Origin of the sequence: Pseudoalteromonas translucida KMM 520, assembly GCF_001465295.1 — a bacterium.
Classification (GTDB): Bacteria; Pseudomonadota; Gammaproteobacteria; order Enterobacterales; family Alteromonadaceae; genus Pseudoalteromonas; species Pseudoalteromonas translucida.
Window position 1 is genome coordinate 527,184 of sequence record NZ_CP011035.1, and the last position, 18,122, is coordinate 545,305.

11 protein-coding genes and 1 pseudogene are annotated in these 18,122 nt (G+C 40.8%); 10 read left to right on the forward strand and 2 right to left on the reverse strand.

All coding sequences use genetic code 11. The annotated features are described in order from the left end of the window. The first annotated feature begins 12 nt into the window (after positions 1-12). The 3 genes from PTRA_RS17800 to PTRA_RS17810 all read left to right on the forward strand — a co-directional run bounded on the left by PTRA_RS17800 (position 13) and on the right by PTRA_RS17810 (position 4,059). Complete coding sequence (locus PTRA_RS17800) at positions 13-972, forward strand: porin (RefSeq protein ID WP_058374981.1); 960 nt, start codon at positions 13-15, stop codon at positions 970-972. Positions 973-983: 11 nt separating this feature from the next. Further along, a complete protein-coding gene (locus tag PTRA_RS17805; RefSeq protein ID WP_058374982.1) occupies positions 984-2,459 on the forward strand; it encodes an SLC13 family permease in 1,476 nt (491 codons plus the stop codon). Positions 2,460-2,637: 178 nt separating this feature from the next. Next, positions 2,638-4,059 carry a coniferyl aldehyde dehydrogenase gene (locus tag PTRA_RS17810; RefSeq protein WP_058374983.1) on the forward strand — a complete coding sequence of 474 codons (1,422 nt, stop codon included), beginning with the start codon at positions 2,638-2,640 and terminating at the stop codon, positions 4,057-4,059. A 117-nt stretch (positions 4,060-4,176) separates the two neighbouring features. On the opposite strand, the gene PTRA_RS17815 is transcribed toward PTRA_RS17810, so the two are convergent. Then, positions 4,177-4,902, reverse strand: a complete 726-nt coding sequence (locus tag PTRA_RS17815; RefSeq protein ID WP_058374984.1) for a tetratricopeptide repeat protein — start codon at positions 4,900-4,902, stop codon at positions 4,177-4,179. Between the two features lie 510 nt (positions 4,903-5,412). Here PTRA_RS17815 and PTRA_RS17820 point away from each other — a divergent pair. Then, a complete protein-coding gene (locus PTRA_RS17820; protein WP_058374985.1) occupies positions 5,413-6,276 on the forward strand; it encodes a DUF6279 family lipoprotein in 864 nt (287 codons plus the stop codon). Between the two features lie 130 nt (positions 6,277-6,406). Further along, positions 6,407-7,438, forward strand: a complete 1,032-nt coding sequence (locus PTRA_RS17825; protein ID WP_058374986.1) for a GGDEF domain-containing protein — start codon at positions 6,407-6,409, stop codon at positions 7,436-7,438. 246 nt (positions 7,439-7,684) lie between these two features. On the opposite strand, the gene PTRA_RS17830 is transcribed toward PTRA_RS17825, so the two are convergent. Then, positions 7,685-8,623 carry a LysR family transcriptional regulator gene (locus tag PTRA_RS17830; RefSeq protein WP_058374987.1) on the reverse strand — a complete coding sequence of 313 codons (939 nt, stop codon included), beginning with the start codon at positions 8,621-8,623 and terminating at the stop codon, positions 7,685-7,687. 118 nt (positions 8,624-8,741) lie between these two features. Here PTRA_RS17830 and PTRA_RS17835 point away from each other — a divergent pair, with 118 nt between their 5' ends. From PTRA_RS17835 to PTRA_RS17855, 5 genes and pseudogenes are all read left to right on the forward strand, one after another. After that, on the forward strand, positions 8,742-9,911 hold the full coding sequence (locus tag PTRA_RS17835; RefSeq protein WP_058374988.1) for an efflux RND transporter periplasmic adaptor subunit: 1,170 nt from the start codon (positions 8,742-8,744) through the stop codon (positions 9,909-9,911). Between the two features lie 9 nt (positions 9,912-9,920). After that, positions 9,921-13,073, forward strand: a pseudogene (locus tag PTRA_RS17840) (efflux RND transporter permease subunit). Continuing rightward, complete coding sequence (locus tag PTRA_RS17845) at positions 13,066-14,478, forward strand: TolC family protein (RefSeq protein WP_058374989.1); 1,413 nt, start codon at positions 13,066-13,068, stop codon at positions 14,476-14,478. Before PTRA_RS17840 ends, PTRA_RS17845 begins: the two are co-directional and overlap by 8 nt. A 9-nt stretch (positions 14,479-14,487) precedes the next feature. Further along, positions 14,488-15,516: a zinc-binding dehydrogenase gene (locus PTRA_RS17850; RefSeq protein ID WP_058374990.1), complete on the forward strand. Its 1,029-nt coding sequence runs from the start codon at positions 14,488-14,490 to the stop codon at positions 15,514-15,516. A 304-nt stretch (positions 15,517-15,820) separates the two neighbouring features. Further along, positions 15,821-18,076, forward strand: a complete 2,256-nt coding sequence (locus tag PTRA_RS17855; protein WP_058374991.1) for an acyl-CoA dehydrogenase — start codon at positions 15,821-15,823, stop codon at positions 18,074-18,076. Positions 18,077-18,122: the final 46 nt, after the last annotated feature.

Sequence of the window (18,122 nt, forward strand, 5' to 3'; positions counted from 1 at the left end):
TTAGGACACATAATGATAAACAACACACACACTAAACGCTCTGCGCTTACTTTATTGTGTAGCATAGCAGCCTTACCTAATATGGTATTAGCTGCTGAGTATTCTGTGTATGGTAAAGCGGAAGTACAAATAGCTAAAACCGACACAGGTGTTATGCGCTACGCCGATGAAGGCACACAAATAGACGCGCCCTTTTCACGCATAGGGATCAAAGGACAACACACACTTAACGAGTACGTTAGCGCGGTATTTAAATACGAAGTGCAAGTAAAGGGCTTTGAACATGACGACACTAACGAGCCGTTTGCAGCGCGTAATACTTATTTAGGTTTAAAAGGTGCATTTGGTGAAATAGTTGTTGGTAGAAACGATACCCGCTTTAAATACTCAGAAGGTAAGCTGGATAATTTTAACGAAACACAAGCCGATATAGCACAAGTTATTGCCGGGCAAGACCGCCTTGGCGATACCATCACTTACACTTCAAACTATTGGCATAATGCTCAGTTTTCACTTACCTATGCTCCCAAAGACGATAATAAAGATAACCAAGCGGGTTTTGCCGCTACACTTATTTACGGTGATCGTAATTTAAACAATACACCATATTATATTTCTTTAAGCCATGTTGACTCACTTAATAATATTAAAGCGAGTCGGGTTGCAGGTGTTTATAAGTTTGAGCAGTTACAGCTAGGTGCTTTGTACCAACACTCAGAGTCAATAGATGGCACTAAATCAGGTAATGGCTATGTGCTAAGTGCAAGTTATACCTTAGATAAATGGGTGCCTAAATTACAGTTTGCAAAAGATGACTCAGCACTGCGTCAAGGATCAGAAGCCACTCAGTGGAGTACAGGTTTAGACTATGTATTTGATAAACAAACCACGGCTTATCTTTTATATACAGACTTAGACTTAGAAGAAAACGCCGATAGCAGCTTAGCACTTGGTCTTAGGTACAAATTTTAAGGTTTAGATAAATGACACAACAAATTTTGCAAAATAACGCGCCTAAAAGCCAATTTAAGCACTGGTTTTTATTGCTACTTGGGCCAAGCATAATGCTATTAACCTGTTTACTCGATCCTCCTACGGGTATGTCTAGTGCAGCGTTTAAAACTGCTGGGTTAGCATTTTGGATGGCATCGTGGTGGGTAAGCGAAGTGGTGCCTATTCCGGCAACAGCTTTATTGCCACTTGTTATATCGCCACTGGTTGGTATAGCGGGTATGAAAAGTGTAGCTGCGCCTTATGCTCATCCATTAATATTTTTATTTTTAGGTGGTTTTTTAATTTCTATCGCAATGGAGCGCTGGGGATTACATAAACGCATAGCACTGAGCACTATGCTGTATGCAGGCACTAAGCCTAGCTTACAAATTTTAGCTATGATGCTGGTTACGGCCTTTTTATCTATGTGGATGTCAAACACAGCTACCGCAGTGATGATGTTACCAATAGCCTTGTCTATTACACATTTAGTAAAGCAGTCAGATCCTGGCAATGAAGGGTTTGGTAAAGCTTTACTACTTTCTATTGCTTATGGTGCCAGTATTGGTGGTATTGCCACATTAATCGGCACTCCGCCTAATGCATTAATGGCGGCTTATTTGTCCGATAGCTACCAAATAGAAATTGGCTTTGCACAGTGGATGCTAGTGGGTGTGCCACTGTCGGTAAGTATGTTGTTTATTAGTTGGATTTGGCTTACAAAGTTTGCATATAAAGTAGACTCAGGTATCAAAAACAATCAAAAAATAGACACTAAAACAGTTTTTACTGAGCAATTAAAAGCACTTGGTGAAATGCAACGCGCCGAAAAAGGCGTGCTATTTGTATTTGTGCTTGCTGCTGCGTGTTGGATATTTAGACCTTTACTAGGCGAGTTTAGTGGTTTGAGTATTTCAGACACCACTATTGCGATTGCAGCGGCGCTATTATTATTTGTATTGCCTGCAAATAAAGGCACTAACGAGCGTATTTTAGATTGGGAAAGTGCTGCTAGAGTACCCTGGGGCGTATTATTATTGTTTGGTGGTGGCTTAACACTTGCCTCGCAAATAAAGTCATCGGGCTTGGCGCAATATATTGCACAAATGATCCAAGGTGCGAGTGCTATTCCTCTCGTTATGAGTATTTTAGTGGTCGTTGCATTAATTACATTTTTAACCGAGATCACCAGTAACACCGCCACCGCGGCTGGCTTTTTACCCTTACTTGGCCCCGTTGCAGAATCGATTGCAGGCTCCCCACTTGTGTGGGTTATTCCGGCGGCGATTGCCTGTAGTTGTGCGTTTATGATGCCAGTAGCCACCCCACCAAACGCAATTGTGTTTGGCTCAGGGCAAATACAAATGCGCGACATGATACGTGCAGGCTTTGTGCTTAATATTGTGGCAATTGTTTTAATTACCTTAGTAACAATGACAATTGCAGCGCAAGTATTTGGCTTTTAAATTGCGCAGCTATTGGCTGCTAAACAACCGCCAATAGCTGCAATAGTTACCACTTAGTTCCAACCAAAACCAGAGTAGTTTTGTATATAGTTCAATACTATGCAAAGTTACTCTTTATTGCTCGTATTACAGAACAAGGTTATAGTCTCAAATAACTTTAAAATTTGAGTAATCTATTTTGACTATCGACGCACCGCAAACACCTTCGTTAACTGCACAATTTGATGAGTTACAACAGTACTTTATAAAAACTCCTTACTTGTCGATTAATAAACGCATCACAGTGTTAAAGCAATTGCGTAGTCGCGTTGTAGAGTTTGAGCAAGAGCTGATAGACGCAGTATCAAAAGACTTTGGTTACCGCACCGCATTTGATACCTTGCTAGGCGATATATTACCCACCATGCAAGCCTTAGCACATACCATAAAAAAGCTACCAAAGTGGTCTAAGCCAAGCAAGCGCTCAGTAGGTTTAAGCTTATGGCCTTCAAAGGTGAGCGTAACATACCAACCTAAAGGCGTGGTTGGCATTATAGCGCCTTGGAATTACCCAATACAGCTTGCTATTGTGCCAGTTATTACCGCATTGGCAGCGGGTAATCGTACAATGTTAAAGCTCAGTGAGTTTACCCCCCACACCAATCAAGTGCTTGAAAAGCTATTTAGTGGTGAACTAGAGCAACATTGTAAAATAATACAAGGGGGGAGCGACGTTGCAAGTGAGTTTTCATCGCTGCCATTTGCACACCTGTTTTTTACGGGCTCAATTGCGGTAGGTAAGTTAGTAATGGGCGCAGCAAGTGCTAATTTAACGCCAGTAACTTTAGAGCTTGGCGGTAAATCGCCTGTTATTATCACTGAAAAAGCAGATATTAAAAAAGCGGCGCAAGCAATACTCTTTGGTAAAATGGCCAATGCTGGGCAAATTTGTGTTGCCCCCGATTATGTATTTGTACCCAAAGAGCTTGAGCATCAGTTGGTGCAACACTTGTGTGAACTATATAAAAAACACTACAAACAAGGGGTAGAAGGTAAAAATTTAACCTCTATTGTAAGCGACGCTCACTATGCACGCTTATCAGGTTATTTAGAACAAGCACAGCAGCTAGGCGCAACCATAATTAAACCTCTTGAAGATAACCAGCAAGACCCAGATAAACATCGAATGGGACTACATATTGTTACCCAAGTAACCGATGAAATGCAATTAATGAAAGATGAACTATTTGGCCCAATATTACCTGTAATGAGTTACACCAACTTAGAGCACGCAATTAGTTATATAAAGCAGCATCATCACCCATTAGCCTTGTATATTTTAGGGCAAAATAAGCAAATTCAAGAATATATTATAAAGCAAACACTAAGTGGTACTGTTGCGGTTAACGACACCTTAGTGCAAGTAACTGCCGATGATGCGCCGTTTGGTGGAGTGGGGCATTCTGGAATGGGGCATTATCATGCCAATGAAGGTTTTTTAACCTTTAGCCATGCTAAAAACACGTTGGTTTCAGGATCATTTAATCCACGTATTGGCATGCTACTTAAACAAAGCAAGGTATTAATTAAGTTATTAAAGTGGCTTTATATTAAAAAGTAGTGAATATAACAAAAAGGCTAAATTTATCTTACTGTATTAGTAGTCAGATAAGTTTAGCCTTGTAATGTAAACGCTATTTTAAAGCAATTAATTAAAACAGTTCATTAAAGCAATTTATTAAAATAATCGCCCTTCACCAGCGTAAGTGCCAGCTAAAATTCTAGCATAAATAGCGTCGGCTTTTTCTTTTGCTTCTTCAACTTCTTTGGGCAGCATTTTTTGCTCATCGAGCTTGCGACTATGGCTTGCTTGCATATTGCCGTTATACTCGGCAATGGTGTTCCAAATATATGACTTTTCTAAATTCTTAGGCATGCCTAAGCCTTCAAAGTACATTAAAGCTAAATTAAACTGCGCTAAAGTATAGTTATTGGCTGCGGCTTTTTCATACCATGTTTTTGCAAGTTCATAATCTACGCTTACGCCATCACCATTGGCATACATAACGCCTAGGTTAAATTGTGCTGCGGGTAGGTTTTTGTTTGCCGCTTGTTCAAATAACTTTATTGCCATTTGTTTGTCGAGTTTAACCCCGTTGCCTGCATCGTATAAAACAGCGAGAGCAAACATAGAATCAGGGTGGTTTTTTACTACCCCTTGTTGGTAAAGTTGAGCAGCTTTACGGTAGTCACGCGTTACACCATATCCACCTTCATATAATTTACCCAGCTCATAAATACCAGGGGCAAAGCCTTTATCTGCTAGGTAATTAAACTCTTTTAGTGCTTGTGCAAACTCGCCTTCATTAGCGGCTTTGATCCCTTCCTCTAACCCAGCATGAGCGAAAGGGCTGCTAAGTAAAATGCCAGCTAGTAGTAAGGTTTTTAAATTAAACTGTGACATAAGAATGTCTCCAATAAGTGGTTGTTGCAATGTGTACTATTTAAACATTATTCTATTTAAAATTTTGCGCTAAATGAGGTAATGCAACGTTTAAAAATTAAGTGCAAAGTTTATTGCTTGTTATGTATTACGCTGGCCTTAGTATTAAGCACCGCATTAGTAAATACAAAGTACGTTTATTATAGCCTAAAGCCGAGCAGAGTTGCTTTAGCAGTGTAAGATACAGATATTACAAAAAATTTAAAGCAGTAAAAAAGCCCTTTAGGGCTTTTGGGTCATATCAACCGTCACTAATATGAAAAATGAAGATGTAGGCTAAACTTTGTTTATTACAATCCTAGCAACATAAGTATTACGTGCTTATAAAAATAACAGCATCCGTGCTGAAAGTTCATCCTTGGGCACTGAGGTCGGTATATCTAACTTATGCGAGTGATTATCAGTTAGATTTGAATTAAATTCAAATGCAAATAAAAACTATTATCAATTTTGTGTGTGCGTAGGAGAGTTATGTTAATTAAAATAAATACAAAAAAAATAATACATTTAATGATAGCCGTCAGCTTTGTACTTTTAGCTAGCTGCTCTACTTCTTTTGCTTATAACAATTTACCTTGGCTGTCATCGTTTTGGGTAGATGACTACATAGACCTAAACAGTAGCCAAGCAAAACAGCTTAAAATTATAATTAAACAAACCCGTAATTGGCATCGCCAGGTAGAGCTGCCTAAGTACAAGCAAGATCTTATTAAGTTACAAAAAACATTTAATAGTGAGTTTAATATCAGCGATTTAACACAGCAGGTTACTGTCGCTAAATTGCATTGGAGCAATTTATTAATACAGGTTAAAGCGCCTTTAATCGAATTGGCTAAAACACTTAGTACTAAGCAACAACAAGAGCTTGTAACTAACATACAAGCTAACTTAGCTGACGAGTTAAAACAGTATCAAGAGCAAACGGCGCAACAACTAAGCGAGGAGCGCCTACAAGAGCAGCTTAATTATTATAAAGATTGGTTAGGGAAATTAACTAAGCAGCAAACCCAGCTTATAACATTGGCTAACGAGCAGCATATTAATACCTTTGTGCTCTGGCAGCGCTATAAGCAAAATAGGTTAAACGCACTGCAACAGGCTTTTAATTATGAATTACGTAATGTTGAGCAGTTTGATCAGCAAATGAGCATTATTATTACCGAGCGTGAATATTTTATTAGTGAAGAATTAGCGGCCAAAAATCAAGCTAATTTAATGACTCATGTAAATTTGCTTGTTAGTTTAAATAGTACTTTATCGGATAAACAACGCCGCCACGTAAATAAGCACTTTGCTGAGTTGATAGAGACTGTGGATGATCTTATTGCTGATTAGGTCTTTTTTCACAGTACAGTAACGACTTTGTATATAATTATTTACTAATATGCCTAGTATGATGGGCATGCTATTTTGTTATATTTATGTTTCACGTTAAACTGGTTTTTTATTTTATCAAGTTTCATAAATGGATATAGCAGCACTTAATAGTACCAAGTCCTTAAGAAAAAATGTTCTCAAATGGGTCAGCTTATGCTTTGGTTTCTTGGCGTTGGTATTTGCAGGTTTTAATCTTGCTGTGAATAATTTAAGTGTGCTTGGTTATTTTGAAGCTGTTTTTGCGCTGTATTGTTTTTGCATTTATTTTCGTTTGGGTAAACACCCGGTGCAAGTTTGGCAGTCTGTTGTTATGTGTGCCTTTATTTCTTTTATTGTGGTTTTTGGGGCTTATATAGCCACGCTTAATAATGCGGTGTTTGTTTGGGCGTTGGTGCTGCCTACTATGTATTATTTATTGCTAGGAAAAAACTATGGATTTATTTTTTCTATGGTTTTGCTTAGCTTACAAAGTATTGTATTAATGAATAAATCCTCGTTAGCTCCTTTTACTTCTCTGAATTTATATTTAAATATATTATTTGCTTATATCATTATTTGGGCTATTTCACATACATTTGAAAGTAACCGCGCACAGTTTTCAAAAAGACTTAAAAAACTTGCCATGCTTGACCCTCTGACCGGAGCGGGTAATCGTTTGGCAATGAATCATTATTTTTCGGTTGAGTTACGTGAGCGTACCCAGCTTTACTTGTTTTTAGTTGATCTAGATTTTTTTAAGCAAATAAATGATAAATACGGCCACGATGTGGGCGATAAAGTACTGATAGAAGTAGCCACGCTATTAAAGGTCACTTTTGCTAAAGGCTATGTTTTTAGGATCGGGGGCGAGGAGTTTGCACTTATAAGCTCGTTTAATAGTGAGCATGCAGCGCTTGCTGTTGCCGAAAAAGTAAGAGCAGCACTGGAAAATAAATACATAAACGTTGATAACTATAAAATAAACCTAACAGCAAGTATTGGCGTTGCACGTTATAAACCCCAACAATCACTCAATGAATTGCTTAAAGCAGCCGATAAACAGCTTTATAAAGCCAAAGATTTAGGGCGCAATAGCGTTTATTATCCAGCGGTTAAAAATGACAAAATAGCGCTTATATAACGATTAGGGTCTGTTGACTTTTGCGGATTAAAATTTGTTCAAACTAGGGCTATTTAATCACGTTACCTAAATCTATGTAGGCAACAAAGAGTCAATCGCCCTAGGCAGAACCCTTCGGGCAGCGCATGTTTGACATTGATGCTACGTTATCGCCTATTTATGGGGAATAACCACACCACACAGGCTCGGCCTTACCTAAATACCAAACACACTGCTGCAAATTCAACCTTGAAAGATAAACAGACCCTAATACATTTGATCAAAATTTGGGATACTGTTTTCCCAAATCGGTTTATCTTTACCTAAATACTCGCGCACAGCATCAAAAAATAGTCGCGTTCTAACCGGTAAGTCGCGGTGCGGATATAGCGCATACATAGCACTGTGGTCCATTATTTTTATATTGGTAAGTAATGGCACTAATTCACCATCAATAACTTCGTTATCGAGTAAAAATGCAGGTGCTAAAAAGTAACTGGTGCCAGAGAGTGTTTTCATTAGCAATACTTCAGCGTCGTTGGCCCGAAACACACTCCTTATTTTTTGCTCGCAAGCCTCGCCTTTATCGTTGTAGTAATTTATTGCATCCACTCTAAACGCATTACTTTTATAGCTTGCCGCCGGTAATTGAGCCAGATCGCTCATAGTTTTAGGCATGCCATAGGTTTTTACAAATTCAGGTGTTGCTAATATTAATAAGCGATTACGGGCAATTTTACGCGCAATGAGCGATGAATCTTTTGGCTCGCCAATTCTAAATGCTAAATCAAACCCTTCAGATACTATATCGACCAAGCGGTCATCTAGGCGCAGCTCTACTTCTACTTGTGGAAAGCGTTTTTGAAAATCATTAATAACAGGTTGTAAATAACGGCGACCAATAATGGTTGACGCTGTTATTTTTAATAATCCACGCGGCTCTTGGTGGTAGTTTTCGGCCATGCGTAGGGTTTCACCTAGCAGCTCTCGAAGGTCGGCTGCTTTTTTTATCATTTCGGCGCCCGCCGCAGTAAGCGAAAAAGAACGTGTTGTTCTGTTTAACAACCTCACGCCAAGCTCATCTTCTAAACGGCTAATTTGTTTTGATATAACGGAGCGGTCAATATTACGTATTTCAGCTGCTTTGGCAAAAGAGCCTTGTTCAACCACTTCAAGTAACATTAAAAGTCGACTAGTTGTATCCATAATATTACCTAAAAGAGTTTATTGATGCCATTTTGGCATTAATGAATTTAGAAATCTATTGTTTTTGTCAGCACGATTGTTCCGTACCATGCAACGCTAATTATAAAGGAGCGTCGTAATGAACAAACATTTAATTGCTGTAGCACTGGCTACAGCATCCTTAACACTTGCAGGTTGTGCCGATGAAAGCACGGCTCAGTCGGCTCCAGCAGCGCAACATCAGCCAATAGATGTAGCCCAGGTTATTGTTAAACCGGTACAAAGCTGGCACACCTACACAACTCGCTTAGAGTCGCCTCAAGAAGTTGCTTTAATGCCACGTGTATCGGGTGTTATCGACAGCATTGAATTTAACGAAGGTGACTTGGTTAATAAGGGCGACGTGTTATTTCAATTAGATAACCGTTCATTTACAGCCAAGGTTGCCAGCCTTGAGGCGCAAGTTAACAGTGCAAAAGCAGCGCTTGAACAAGCAAGCAGTGAAGCAACCCGTGCGGTACGCTTAACACAGCGTAAAGCAATTTCAACTGAGCAAGCACAAGCACGTACTTCAACACTGCGCCAACGCGAAGCGCAACTAGCAGCGCTACAAGCACAGCTAACATCGGCGCAGCTCGATTTAGAATTTACTTCAGTTGTATCACCGATTGATGGCATTATTTCGCGCGCTAATATTACAAAAGGTAACAATGTTTTAGCGGGGCAAAGCGTATTAACGTCGATTGTTTCAAATGAAAAAATGTACGCTTATTTTGATATAGACGAGCGCACTTGGAATTCATCGTTTAATGATGTTAGTGCAGCAAGCCGCCAACCCGTGGTAATGCAAAAGGTAGGTCAAGATGATTTTGCTTACTCAGGATACATCAACTTTATTGACAACCAAATTAACGCCGCTACAGGTACCTTACGCGTGCGAGCAGTGTTTGCAGATAATAGTGGGCAGTTACGTGCAGGCTCGTTTGCACGTATTAAGTTAGCCGCAAACGCCATTACTGACACTGTAATAGTGCCAGATAGAGCAATAGGCACAGATTTAAAAAATCGCTTTGTACTTACGGTCGGCGAAAACAATGTTCTGCAATACAAATTAGTAACTATTGGAGAGCGTTATGGCTCATTACGCGCAATTACTGCAGGCCTTGCAGAGGGTGATGTGATTGCTGTAAATGGCCCCGCTCGCGTCGGACCTGGCATGCCAATTACTCCTAATACCGTCACTATTGATACCAGTGGAATTGCATTTACTTTAGGTAATAGCAACAACCAGTTAGTCGCTAAACAATAAGGTTTATTGATGAAGTTTTCGCACTTTTTTATCCAGCGTCCAATATTTGCGGCAATGTTGTCGTTAATCATTTTAATAGCAGGGGGAATTTCATTATTTCAACTGCCAGTAAGTGAATACCCAGAAGTTGTTCCACCTACTGTAGTAGTAACTGCCAGTTACCCGGGTGCAAACCCAACCGTTATTGCACAAACGGTAGCAACGCCATTAGAGCAAGAAATTAATGGCACCGAAAACATGTTGTATATGTTTTCACAAGCCACCAGTGATGGTCGTATGACCTTAACGGTGACATTTGCGCTTGGCACCGATTTAGACCGAGCACAAGTACAAGTACAAAATCGAGTAAATAGCGCATTGCCGCGTTTACCACAAGAAGTACAGCGCTTAGGTGTGGTAGCCGAAAAGTCATCGCCCGATTTAACCATGGTGGTGCATTTATATTCTCCTGAAAACACCCACGATACGGCGTATTTATCAAATTATGCCGATTTAAATATTAAAGATGAAATTGCACGCTTATCGGGCGTGGGTGATATTCGCCTGTTTGGTGGCGGCAAATATTCTATGCGTGTGTGGCTTAACCCTGATGCTTTAGCATCGCGCGAGTTAACCGCATCGGATGTAATAAGTGCACTGCGCTCACAAAACCAGCAGGTTGCTGCGGGTAGTTTAGGTGCTCAGCCTATTTCGAACGATAGCCAGTTTCAAATATTGTTAAATGTTAAAGGTCGTTTAAACAGTATTGAAGAATTTGAACAAGTTATTATTAAAGTAGGTGAGCAAGGGCAGTTAACCCGTTTATCAGATATAGCCCGTGTAGATTTAGGGCAAGACACTTATGCACTGCGCGCTGAGCTTGATAACCAACCAGCACTGGCTATGCCAATATTTCAACGCCCAGGTTCTAACGCAATTGAGCTCTCTGATCAAGTACGCGAAACCATGGCACGTTTAGCGAAAGACTTTCCTACCGGTGTTGAATACGACATAGTGTACGACCCGACAGTATTTGTACGCGGCTCTATTGATGCAGTAATTACTACCTTACTAGAAGCAATAGCATTGGTTGTTATTGTGGTGATTGTATTTTTACAAACATGGCGTGCATCTATAATTCCATTGATTGCGGTGCCTGTTTCACTCATTGGTACTTTTGCAGTGATGCAGTTGCTGGGAGTGTCTATCAATACCTTGTCGCTGTTTGGTTTAGTATTGGCCATAGGTATTGTGGTAGATGATGCCATAGTAGTGGTAGAAAACGTTGAGCGTAATATTGAAAAAGGTCTGTCGCCACTTGAAGCAACCCGCGTTGCCATGAGTGAAGTAACCGGCCCTATTATTGCAATTGCTTTGGTACTTAGTGCGGTATTTATTCCTACGGCGTTTATTACCGGGTTGTCGGGGCAGTTTTATAAGCAATTTGCCTTAACCATTACTATTTCTACTATCATTTCAGCTTTTAACTCGCTGACTTTATCTCCTGCACTTGCTGCATTATTACTAAAACCCCATGACGCAAAGCCAGACGCTTTTACGCGGTTGTTAAATAAACTATTTGGCCGTTGGTTATTTGCACCCTTTAATCGCGTGTTTAATCGTGGCGCTAAAGGCTACGAAAAACTGGTACAAAAGCTGATCCGCATGAGCGTGGTGGTAATGGTTGCTTACGTTGCTTTAGTGGGCGGTACTATTAAGTTATTTGACTCTGTACCCGGTGGCTTTATTCCACAGCAAGATAAACAGTATTTAGTGGCAATTGCACAACTTCCTGATGCTGCGAGCCTAGATCGTACCGAAGCGGTTATTAAACAAATGCAACAAATAGCACTAGAAGTCCCCGGCGTTGCACATACGGTTGCCTTTCCGGGGTTATCGGTTAACGGTTTTACCAACAGCCCTAACAGCGGTATTGTATTTACACCCTTAGCTCCTTTTAGCGAGCGTACTGATCCGAGCCAATCTGCCATGGCAATTGCAGCGCAACTTAATCAGCGCTTTGCAGCAATTGACGAAGCATTTGTAGCGGTATTTCCGCCGCCGCCTATTTAAGGTTTAGGCACCACAGGTGGCTTTAAATTACAAATTGAAGATAGAGCAAACAAAGGCTTTGAAGCATTATTTAATAGCCTACAAGCGGTAATAACGAAAGCGCAACAAGACCCAGCATTAGTTGGCCTGTACTCAAGTTTTCGTATTCAAGTACCACAAATGGATATAGATATTGACCGTGAACAAGCGCTTATTCAAGGCATACCACTGGATGAAGTGTTTAATGCGTTACAGATATATTTAGGCTCAGTGTATGTAAACGACTTCAACTTATTTGGCCGTACTTACCAAGTAAATGCACAAGCTGACGCCGATTATCGCGTTGATCCAGAACAAATATTGCATTTAAAAGTACGTAATCGTGCGGGTAATATGGTGCCATTAGGATCGGTGTTAACGGTAACTCCTACCATAGGCCCAGACAGAGTAATGCATTACAACGGCTACCCAAGTGCAGAGCTTAACGGCAGCCCAGCGCCAGGTTATAGCTCAGATCAAGCACAAGTTGCGATTGAAAAAGTACTCGCCGATACGCTACCTTCAGGTATTGAATACGAGTGGACCGAAGTAACCTATCAGCAAGTGCTTGCGGGTAATACTATGGTGTATGTATTTCCGTTAGTGGTACTGCTGGTATTTATGGTGCTGGCTGCACAATACGAAAGCCTACGTTTACCATTGGCAATTATAATGATTGTACCTATGACCATATTTTCGGCGCTAATTGGCGTGTGGTTTGTGGGCTCAGACAATAACATATTTACGCAAATTGCATTAATTGTGCTGGTGGCTTTGGCCTCTAAAAACGCGATACTTATGGTGGAGTTTGCCAAAGATCAACACGAAACCGGTTTATCACATTTAGATGCCATGTTAGCGGCATGTCGGATGCGCTTACGCCCCATATTAATGACCTCAATAGCCTTTACCGCTGGCGTTGTACCATTAGTATTAGCAACGGGTGCGGGAGCCGAAATGCGCCACGCTATGGGTAATGCTGTATTTGCAGGCATGATAGGAGTAACTGTGTTCGGCTTATTATTTACCCCGGTATTTTATATGTTAGTAGCCAATAAAAAGCAAAAAGTACAGCAGGTGTCACATGACTAAATTAGTGCAAAAAAGCCTTAAAACGTCGCTTACCACAAGCGCTATATTAATTGCTGCTATGTTATCGGGTTGCGCCGCTAAAATTGATGCTGCCAGCGAGAAAAACTTGGTTAGTGAGTTTATAGCTAGTGCCAATATAGCCAGCGAACTTAATAATGCCGATGAGACAAACTGGTGGGAAAAGCTAGAATCAGCTCAGTTAAATCAGTTGGTTACAGGCGCATTAGCCAATAACCACAATTTAAAAACCAGTCAGTTAGTACTTAAAAGTGCATTAGCACGCTTAGGCGAGCAACAAGCGCAGTATTTACCGCAAGGCGGGGTAGAAATTGGCGCACAGCGCAGCGGTTTAGGCGATACAAATAGCCGCCAATCGAGTGCTAATTTAGCACTTAATTGGCAGCTCGATTTATTTGGTCGTATTACGGCATTGGTCGATGCAGCGAATGCATCGGCCATGAGCCAAGCCGAGCAAGTACGTTTATTGCAAATTGAAGTGGTTTCGTCGGTTGTTAAAGGCTTTGTTAGCTATCAAGGTAATGTACAAAAGCAGCACATTGTTACGTTGCAAATAGATGCACTAGAGCAAAGTATTGCGGTACTTCAAGCCCAAGTTGATGAAGGCGTAGCAAACGAGCTTGATTTAAATCGTACTATGGCACAACTTAAGCGACAACAAGCACTAATGCCGGCAATTGAATACGCTAAATATCGCGATTTATCTACACTGGCTGTGCTTAGCGGGCGTTTAGCACAAAATGTTAAGCTCACTAATGAGCAAGCAGTTTTGGATCATAAATTTACCGTATCGTTAAACGATGCTAATGAGTCTATTGCACTTAGGCCCGATATTAGCCAAGCACTTTATGCATTTAGCCAAGCAAATAGTTTAAGCGTTGCTGCCAGTAAGGCGTTATTACCAGATATAAGCTTAAGTGGTTTTGCAGGCGTGCTTAGTATTGGTAGTAATAGTTTTAGTAATACGCAGCAGCAGTGGCAGGTGGCTCCGCAAATTCAGTGGTCAATACTGAGCTACCCGGCATTGTTAGCGCAGCGCGACGCACAGCAGTTTTTAACCCAAGCGGCTTATAGCGATTATCAACAAGTGATACTCCAAGCGCTGAGCGAAAGTGAACTTTCTTTGCAATTGTTGGTCAACCAAGCTCAGCAAAAGAGCTTTGCTGAGCAGCGTTATCAGTTTGCTAATAAGGCATTTTTACAAGCGCAAGCAATGTACGAAGAAGGGCAAATTCCTTACTTAGAGTTGTTAGATGCGCGTCGGGATGTTCTAATAGCTCAAGAAAATGCTGTTGATTCAACGATTTCATCACTGCTCGCTAAAGTAAATGCTTACCAATCATTTAACGGGCGATGGAGTTATGCGTTAAATAATACTAACCAGTAGAGTTTTTTGATGTCTGATACTGATATTTCACCGCAATACACGCTACCGCAGACTATGCGAGCAATTGTATTGCCTGAGCCTAATGAAAAAATTTGTTTAGCCGATGTTGAGCACGCTGTTCCTGAGTGTGCAGACAACGAGCTACTTATTAAAGTTGAATATGTTGGCTTAAACCCAGTTGATGGCTTGTTTGCTAAATCGGGTTTTTGTAAGTGGCAATACCCACATATTTTAGGGCTTGATTCCGTTGGCGTAGTGGTAAAGGCTGGTAAAGGTGTTTTTCCAGGCGTTGGCACTCGTGTAATGTGGCATGCCAGTATTGGCGATCAAGGGGTATTGAGTGAATACACCAAAGTAGCCAACTATGCTGTGTCTATTGTGCCGGAGGGGCTTGCAGGGGCTATAGCCGCAACACTTCCCTGCGCCGGTATGGCTGCACTTGTAAGCTTAGATAAAATTAGCATTACCGAGGGCGATACCGTATTAATTGACGGTGGTGCAGGGGCCGTAGGGCAGTTTGCTATTCAGTTTGCAAAACAACGCGGTGCCGACGTATTTACCACAGCAGCTAAGCGAAATCATAAATTGGTAAAACAATTAGGCGCCGATGTGGTATTTGCTTACAACGATAAAGACTTATGCGAAAAAATTCGCCGAGAGCTTGGCCCACAAGGCTTTGATGCGGTAATAGACACCGTTGGTGGCGCCTCTACAATACGCAATATAGAACTAATGCGTTTTTGTGGGCGAATTGCTTGTTTAAACCCATTGCCACATTTTGAACAAGAGTTAATGTATCGTCGAGCGCCTAATATTGGTGTTGTATCTTTGGGAGGCGCTTGGTTGGCAAATAGTTTATGTGCCCAGCAACGTTTAAGTTTTATGGGTAACTTATTAATAGAAGGTGCTTTGAGTGGTGACATTAAAACGCCCGAAATTACAGCTGTCGACTTTAACGCACAGGCAATATCAGCAGCACTACATAAACAATTAGCCGGCGGCTTTACCGGCAAACAAGTGGTTAAAATAAGCACTTAGTTAATTTTATAATTGAGCGGATACTAATTAACGCAGCATATAATTATGCTGCGTTTTTTTATGCCCGTTTAAAAGTAGCTTTATTTTTAAGGCGTGATTTAGCCAAGTTTTGTTGTTTAATTAGCCAGATGAAGAAAAATAATGTTTTTCAGCGCATAGCCGTAAGCCCTTGTGTTTAAACAGTTTACGTTCACGTAAAGAAAATAAATTGAAAAAACTGTTAATTATTTGCATAGAGTAATTGATCTAATCGAATTTTTATGACGTAATGTAGTTATTATTATCTGGTCGGATGAGTTCAATCATGAGTTTACGTACAAAATTAAAAAAAGTATTACCAAGTATTTCAATTACTGAACAAGAAGCGCTAGACGCCGGCGATGTATGGTTAGAAGGGTCTATCTATCAAGGTAAACCTGACTTTAGTGCACTACGCGCCGTGCCCGCTGCAGTATTAAGCGCAGACGAAAAAGCCTTTATTGATGGCCCGCTGCAAGACTTGTTGGGTATGATTGATGACACCGAAATTCAAAATGGCATTCATTTACCGGATTACATTTTAGACTTTTTAAAGAAAGAACGTTTCTTCTCGCTGATCATTCCTAAATCGTTTGGCGGTTTAGAGTTCAGCCCATACGCTAACTCAACAATTGTAGCCACTATTGCCACTAAAAGCTCTGCAGTAGCGGTAACAGTAATGGTACCTAACTCGTTAGGCCCAGGTGAGCTATTACTGCATTTTGGTACGCAAGAGCAACAAGCACACTACCTACCACGTTTAGCAAATGGTACAGACATTCCATGTTTTGCATTAACTAGCCCAGAAGCGGGTTCTGACGCAGGTGGCATTCCAGATTTAGGTACAGTTACTAAAGGCATGTACAACGGCGAAGAAGTTCTTGGCTTAGAAATTACGTGGGACAAGCGTTACATTACACTGGCGCCTATTGCGACTGTGTTGGGTTTAGCATTTAAAGTTGTTGACCCTGATGGTTTGCTTGGCGGCAAAGAAAACTTAGGTATTACCTGTGCGCTTATTCCTAAAGAGCACCCGGGTGTAGAGTTAGGTAATCGCCATGATCCTATGAATATTCGTTTTTATAACGGTACTACGCGTGGTAACAAAGTATTTGTACCTATGGACTTTATCATTGGTGGCCAGAAAAACATTGGTCGCGGTTGGCAAATGCTAGTTAGTTGTTTAGGCGCAGGGCGTGGTATTTCATTACCAGCACTGGGTGTAAGTACGGCGCAAGTTGCATTTAAATCAGCATCTGAGTACGCCGCTGTGCGCGAGCAATTTGGTTTAGCAATAGGCCAGTTTGAAGGTATTCAAGAAAAGCTTGCCGATATTGCAGGTAAAACATACCTACAAGAAGCAATGCGAGTGCTTACAACTGAAGGCTTAGGCATGGGCTTAAAACCATCGGTAGTAACTGCAATTGCTAAATACCACATGACCGAGTTGGGCCGTGATGTACTCGACTCAGCAATGGATATTCAAGCGGGTAAAGCAATTCAAAATGGCCCACAAAACACGCTAGCAAGCGGTTATGTAGCACAGCCAATTGCCATTACGGTAGAAGGCGCGAATATTCTTACTCGTAACCTGATGATCTTTGGTCAAGGTGTAATGCGTTGTCATCCATACTTACAATCTATGGTTGAATCAATTCATAGCGAAGATAAAAATGCAGACAAAGAATTTAACCGTATTTTACGTAAAACAGTAAGTTACAGCGTAGCAAACAGCTTACGTGCGTTCCGCTTGGGTGTATTACCATTTACAGCGGGTGCAAGCTCAACGTTACCAGAAGTACGTGAATACGAAAAAGCAGCACATAAACTGTCAGCTAAATTAGCTGTATATGCAGATTTCTCACTACTTGTACTTGGCGGTAAGCTTAAGCAAGCAGAAATGTTGTCGGCACGTTTAGGCGATGTAATGAGCTTTTTATACGCAGCAATGGCATCAATTAAATACTACGAGCAAAAAGTATCAAGCAGTGAACGTGAGCAAGCAGCACCGTATTTTCATTATGCCACTCGCTTTGCATTACAAAGTGCTGAAGAAGCGCTGCATAAGTTTTTAGATAACTTCCCTGCAAGTGGCACGCGTAAGTTCATGCGTTTTATTACCATGAATTACTCAACTAAAATGCCAAAAATTAGCGACGATTTGATTCGTGAATTAGCTAAGCAAGCTCAGCTAGACACGGCCTTTAAAGCGCAAATTACGCATTTAATTAAGCCAGTTAAAGGTGATGGACATTACATTAACGAGCAAGCGTACAAAGCTAAAATGGCATCGCTTGGTGAGTTGGCTAAAGTTAAAAAAGCACTGCGTGCTAAAACAATTAAAGCGGGTATTCGTTTTTCAATCACACTTGATAACGCACTTGCGGCTAATGTAATTACAGCAGCTGAACATACTCAGCTTATTGATTACAACACTAAACGTGAAAAAGCGATTCGTGTAGATGAGTTCGATTTTGATATGAACTTACTTGACGACAACGCACAACCGGTTAACCCACTTAAAAGTGTTGTAAACCAGTAATCACCCAGTGTAAATAAATTCAACAATGTAAGCGCCTGTAGTTTGG

What these genes read in the sequence shown, in the direction of transcription:
- PTRA_RS17855 (WP_058374991.1), top strand. Translation starts at nt 15,821, where the DNA reads ATGAGTTTACGTACAAAATTAAAAAAAGTATTACCAAGTATTTCAATT.
- PTRA_RS17850 (WP_058374990.1), top strand. Translation starts at nt 14,488, where the DNA reads ATGTCTGATACTGATATTTCACCGCAATACACGCTACCGCAGACTATG.
- PTRA_RS17800 (WP_058374981.1), top strand. Translation starts at nt 13, where the DNA reads ATGATAAACAACACACACACTAAACGCTCTGCGCTTACTTTATTGTGT.
- PTRA_RS17845 (WP_058374989.1), top strand. Translation starts at nt 13,066, where the DNA reads ATGACTAAATTAGTGCAAAAAAGCCTTAAAACGTCGCTTACCACAAGC.
- PTRA_RS17825 (WP_058374986.1), top strand. Translation starts at nt 6,407, where the DNA reads ATGGATATAGCAGCACTTAATAGTACCAAGTCCTTAAGAAAAAATGTT.
- PTRA_RS17805 (WP_058374982.1), top strand. Translation starts at nt 984, where the DNA reads ATGACACAACAAATTTTGCAAAATAACGCGCCTAAAAGCCAATTTAAG.
- PTRA_RS17815 (WP_058374984.1), bottom strand. Translation starts at nt 4,902, where the DNA reads ATGTCACAGTTTAATTTAAAAACCTTACTACTAGCTGGCATTTTACTT.
- PTRA_RS17820 (WP_058374985.1), top strand. Translation starts at nt 5,413, where the DNA reads ATGTTAATTAAAATAAATACAAAAAAAATAATACATTTAATGATAGCC.
- PTRA_RS17830 (WP_058374987.1), bottom strand. Translation starts at nt 8,623, where the DNA reads ATGGATACAACTAGTCGACTTTTAATGTTACTTGAAGTGGTTGAACAA.
- PTRA_RS17835 (WP_058374988.1), top strand. Translation starts at nt 8,742, where the DNA reads ATGAACAAACATTTAATTGCTGTAGCACTGGCTACAGCATCCTTAACA.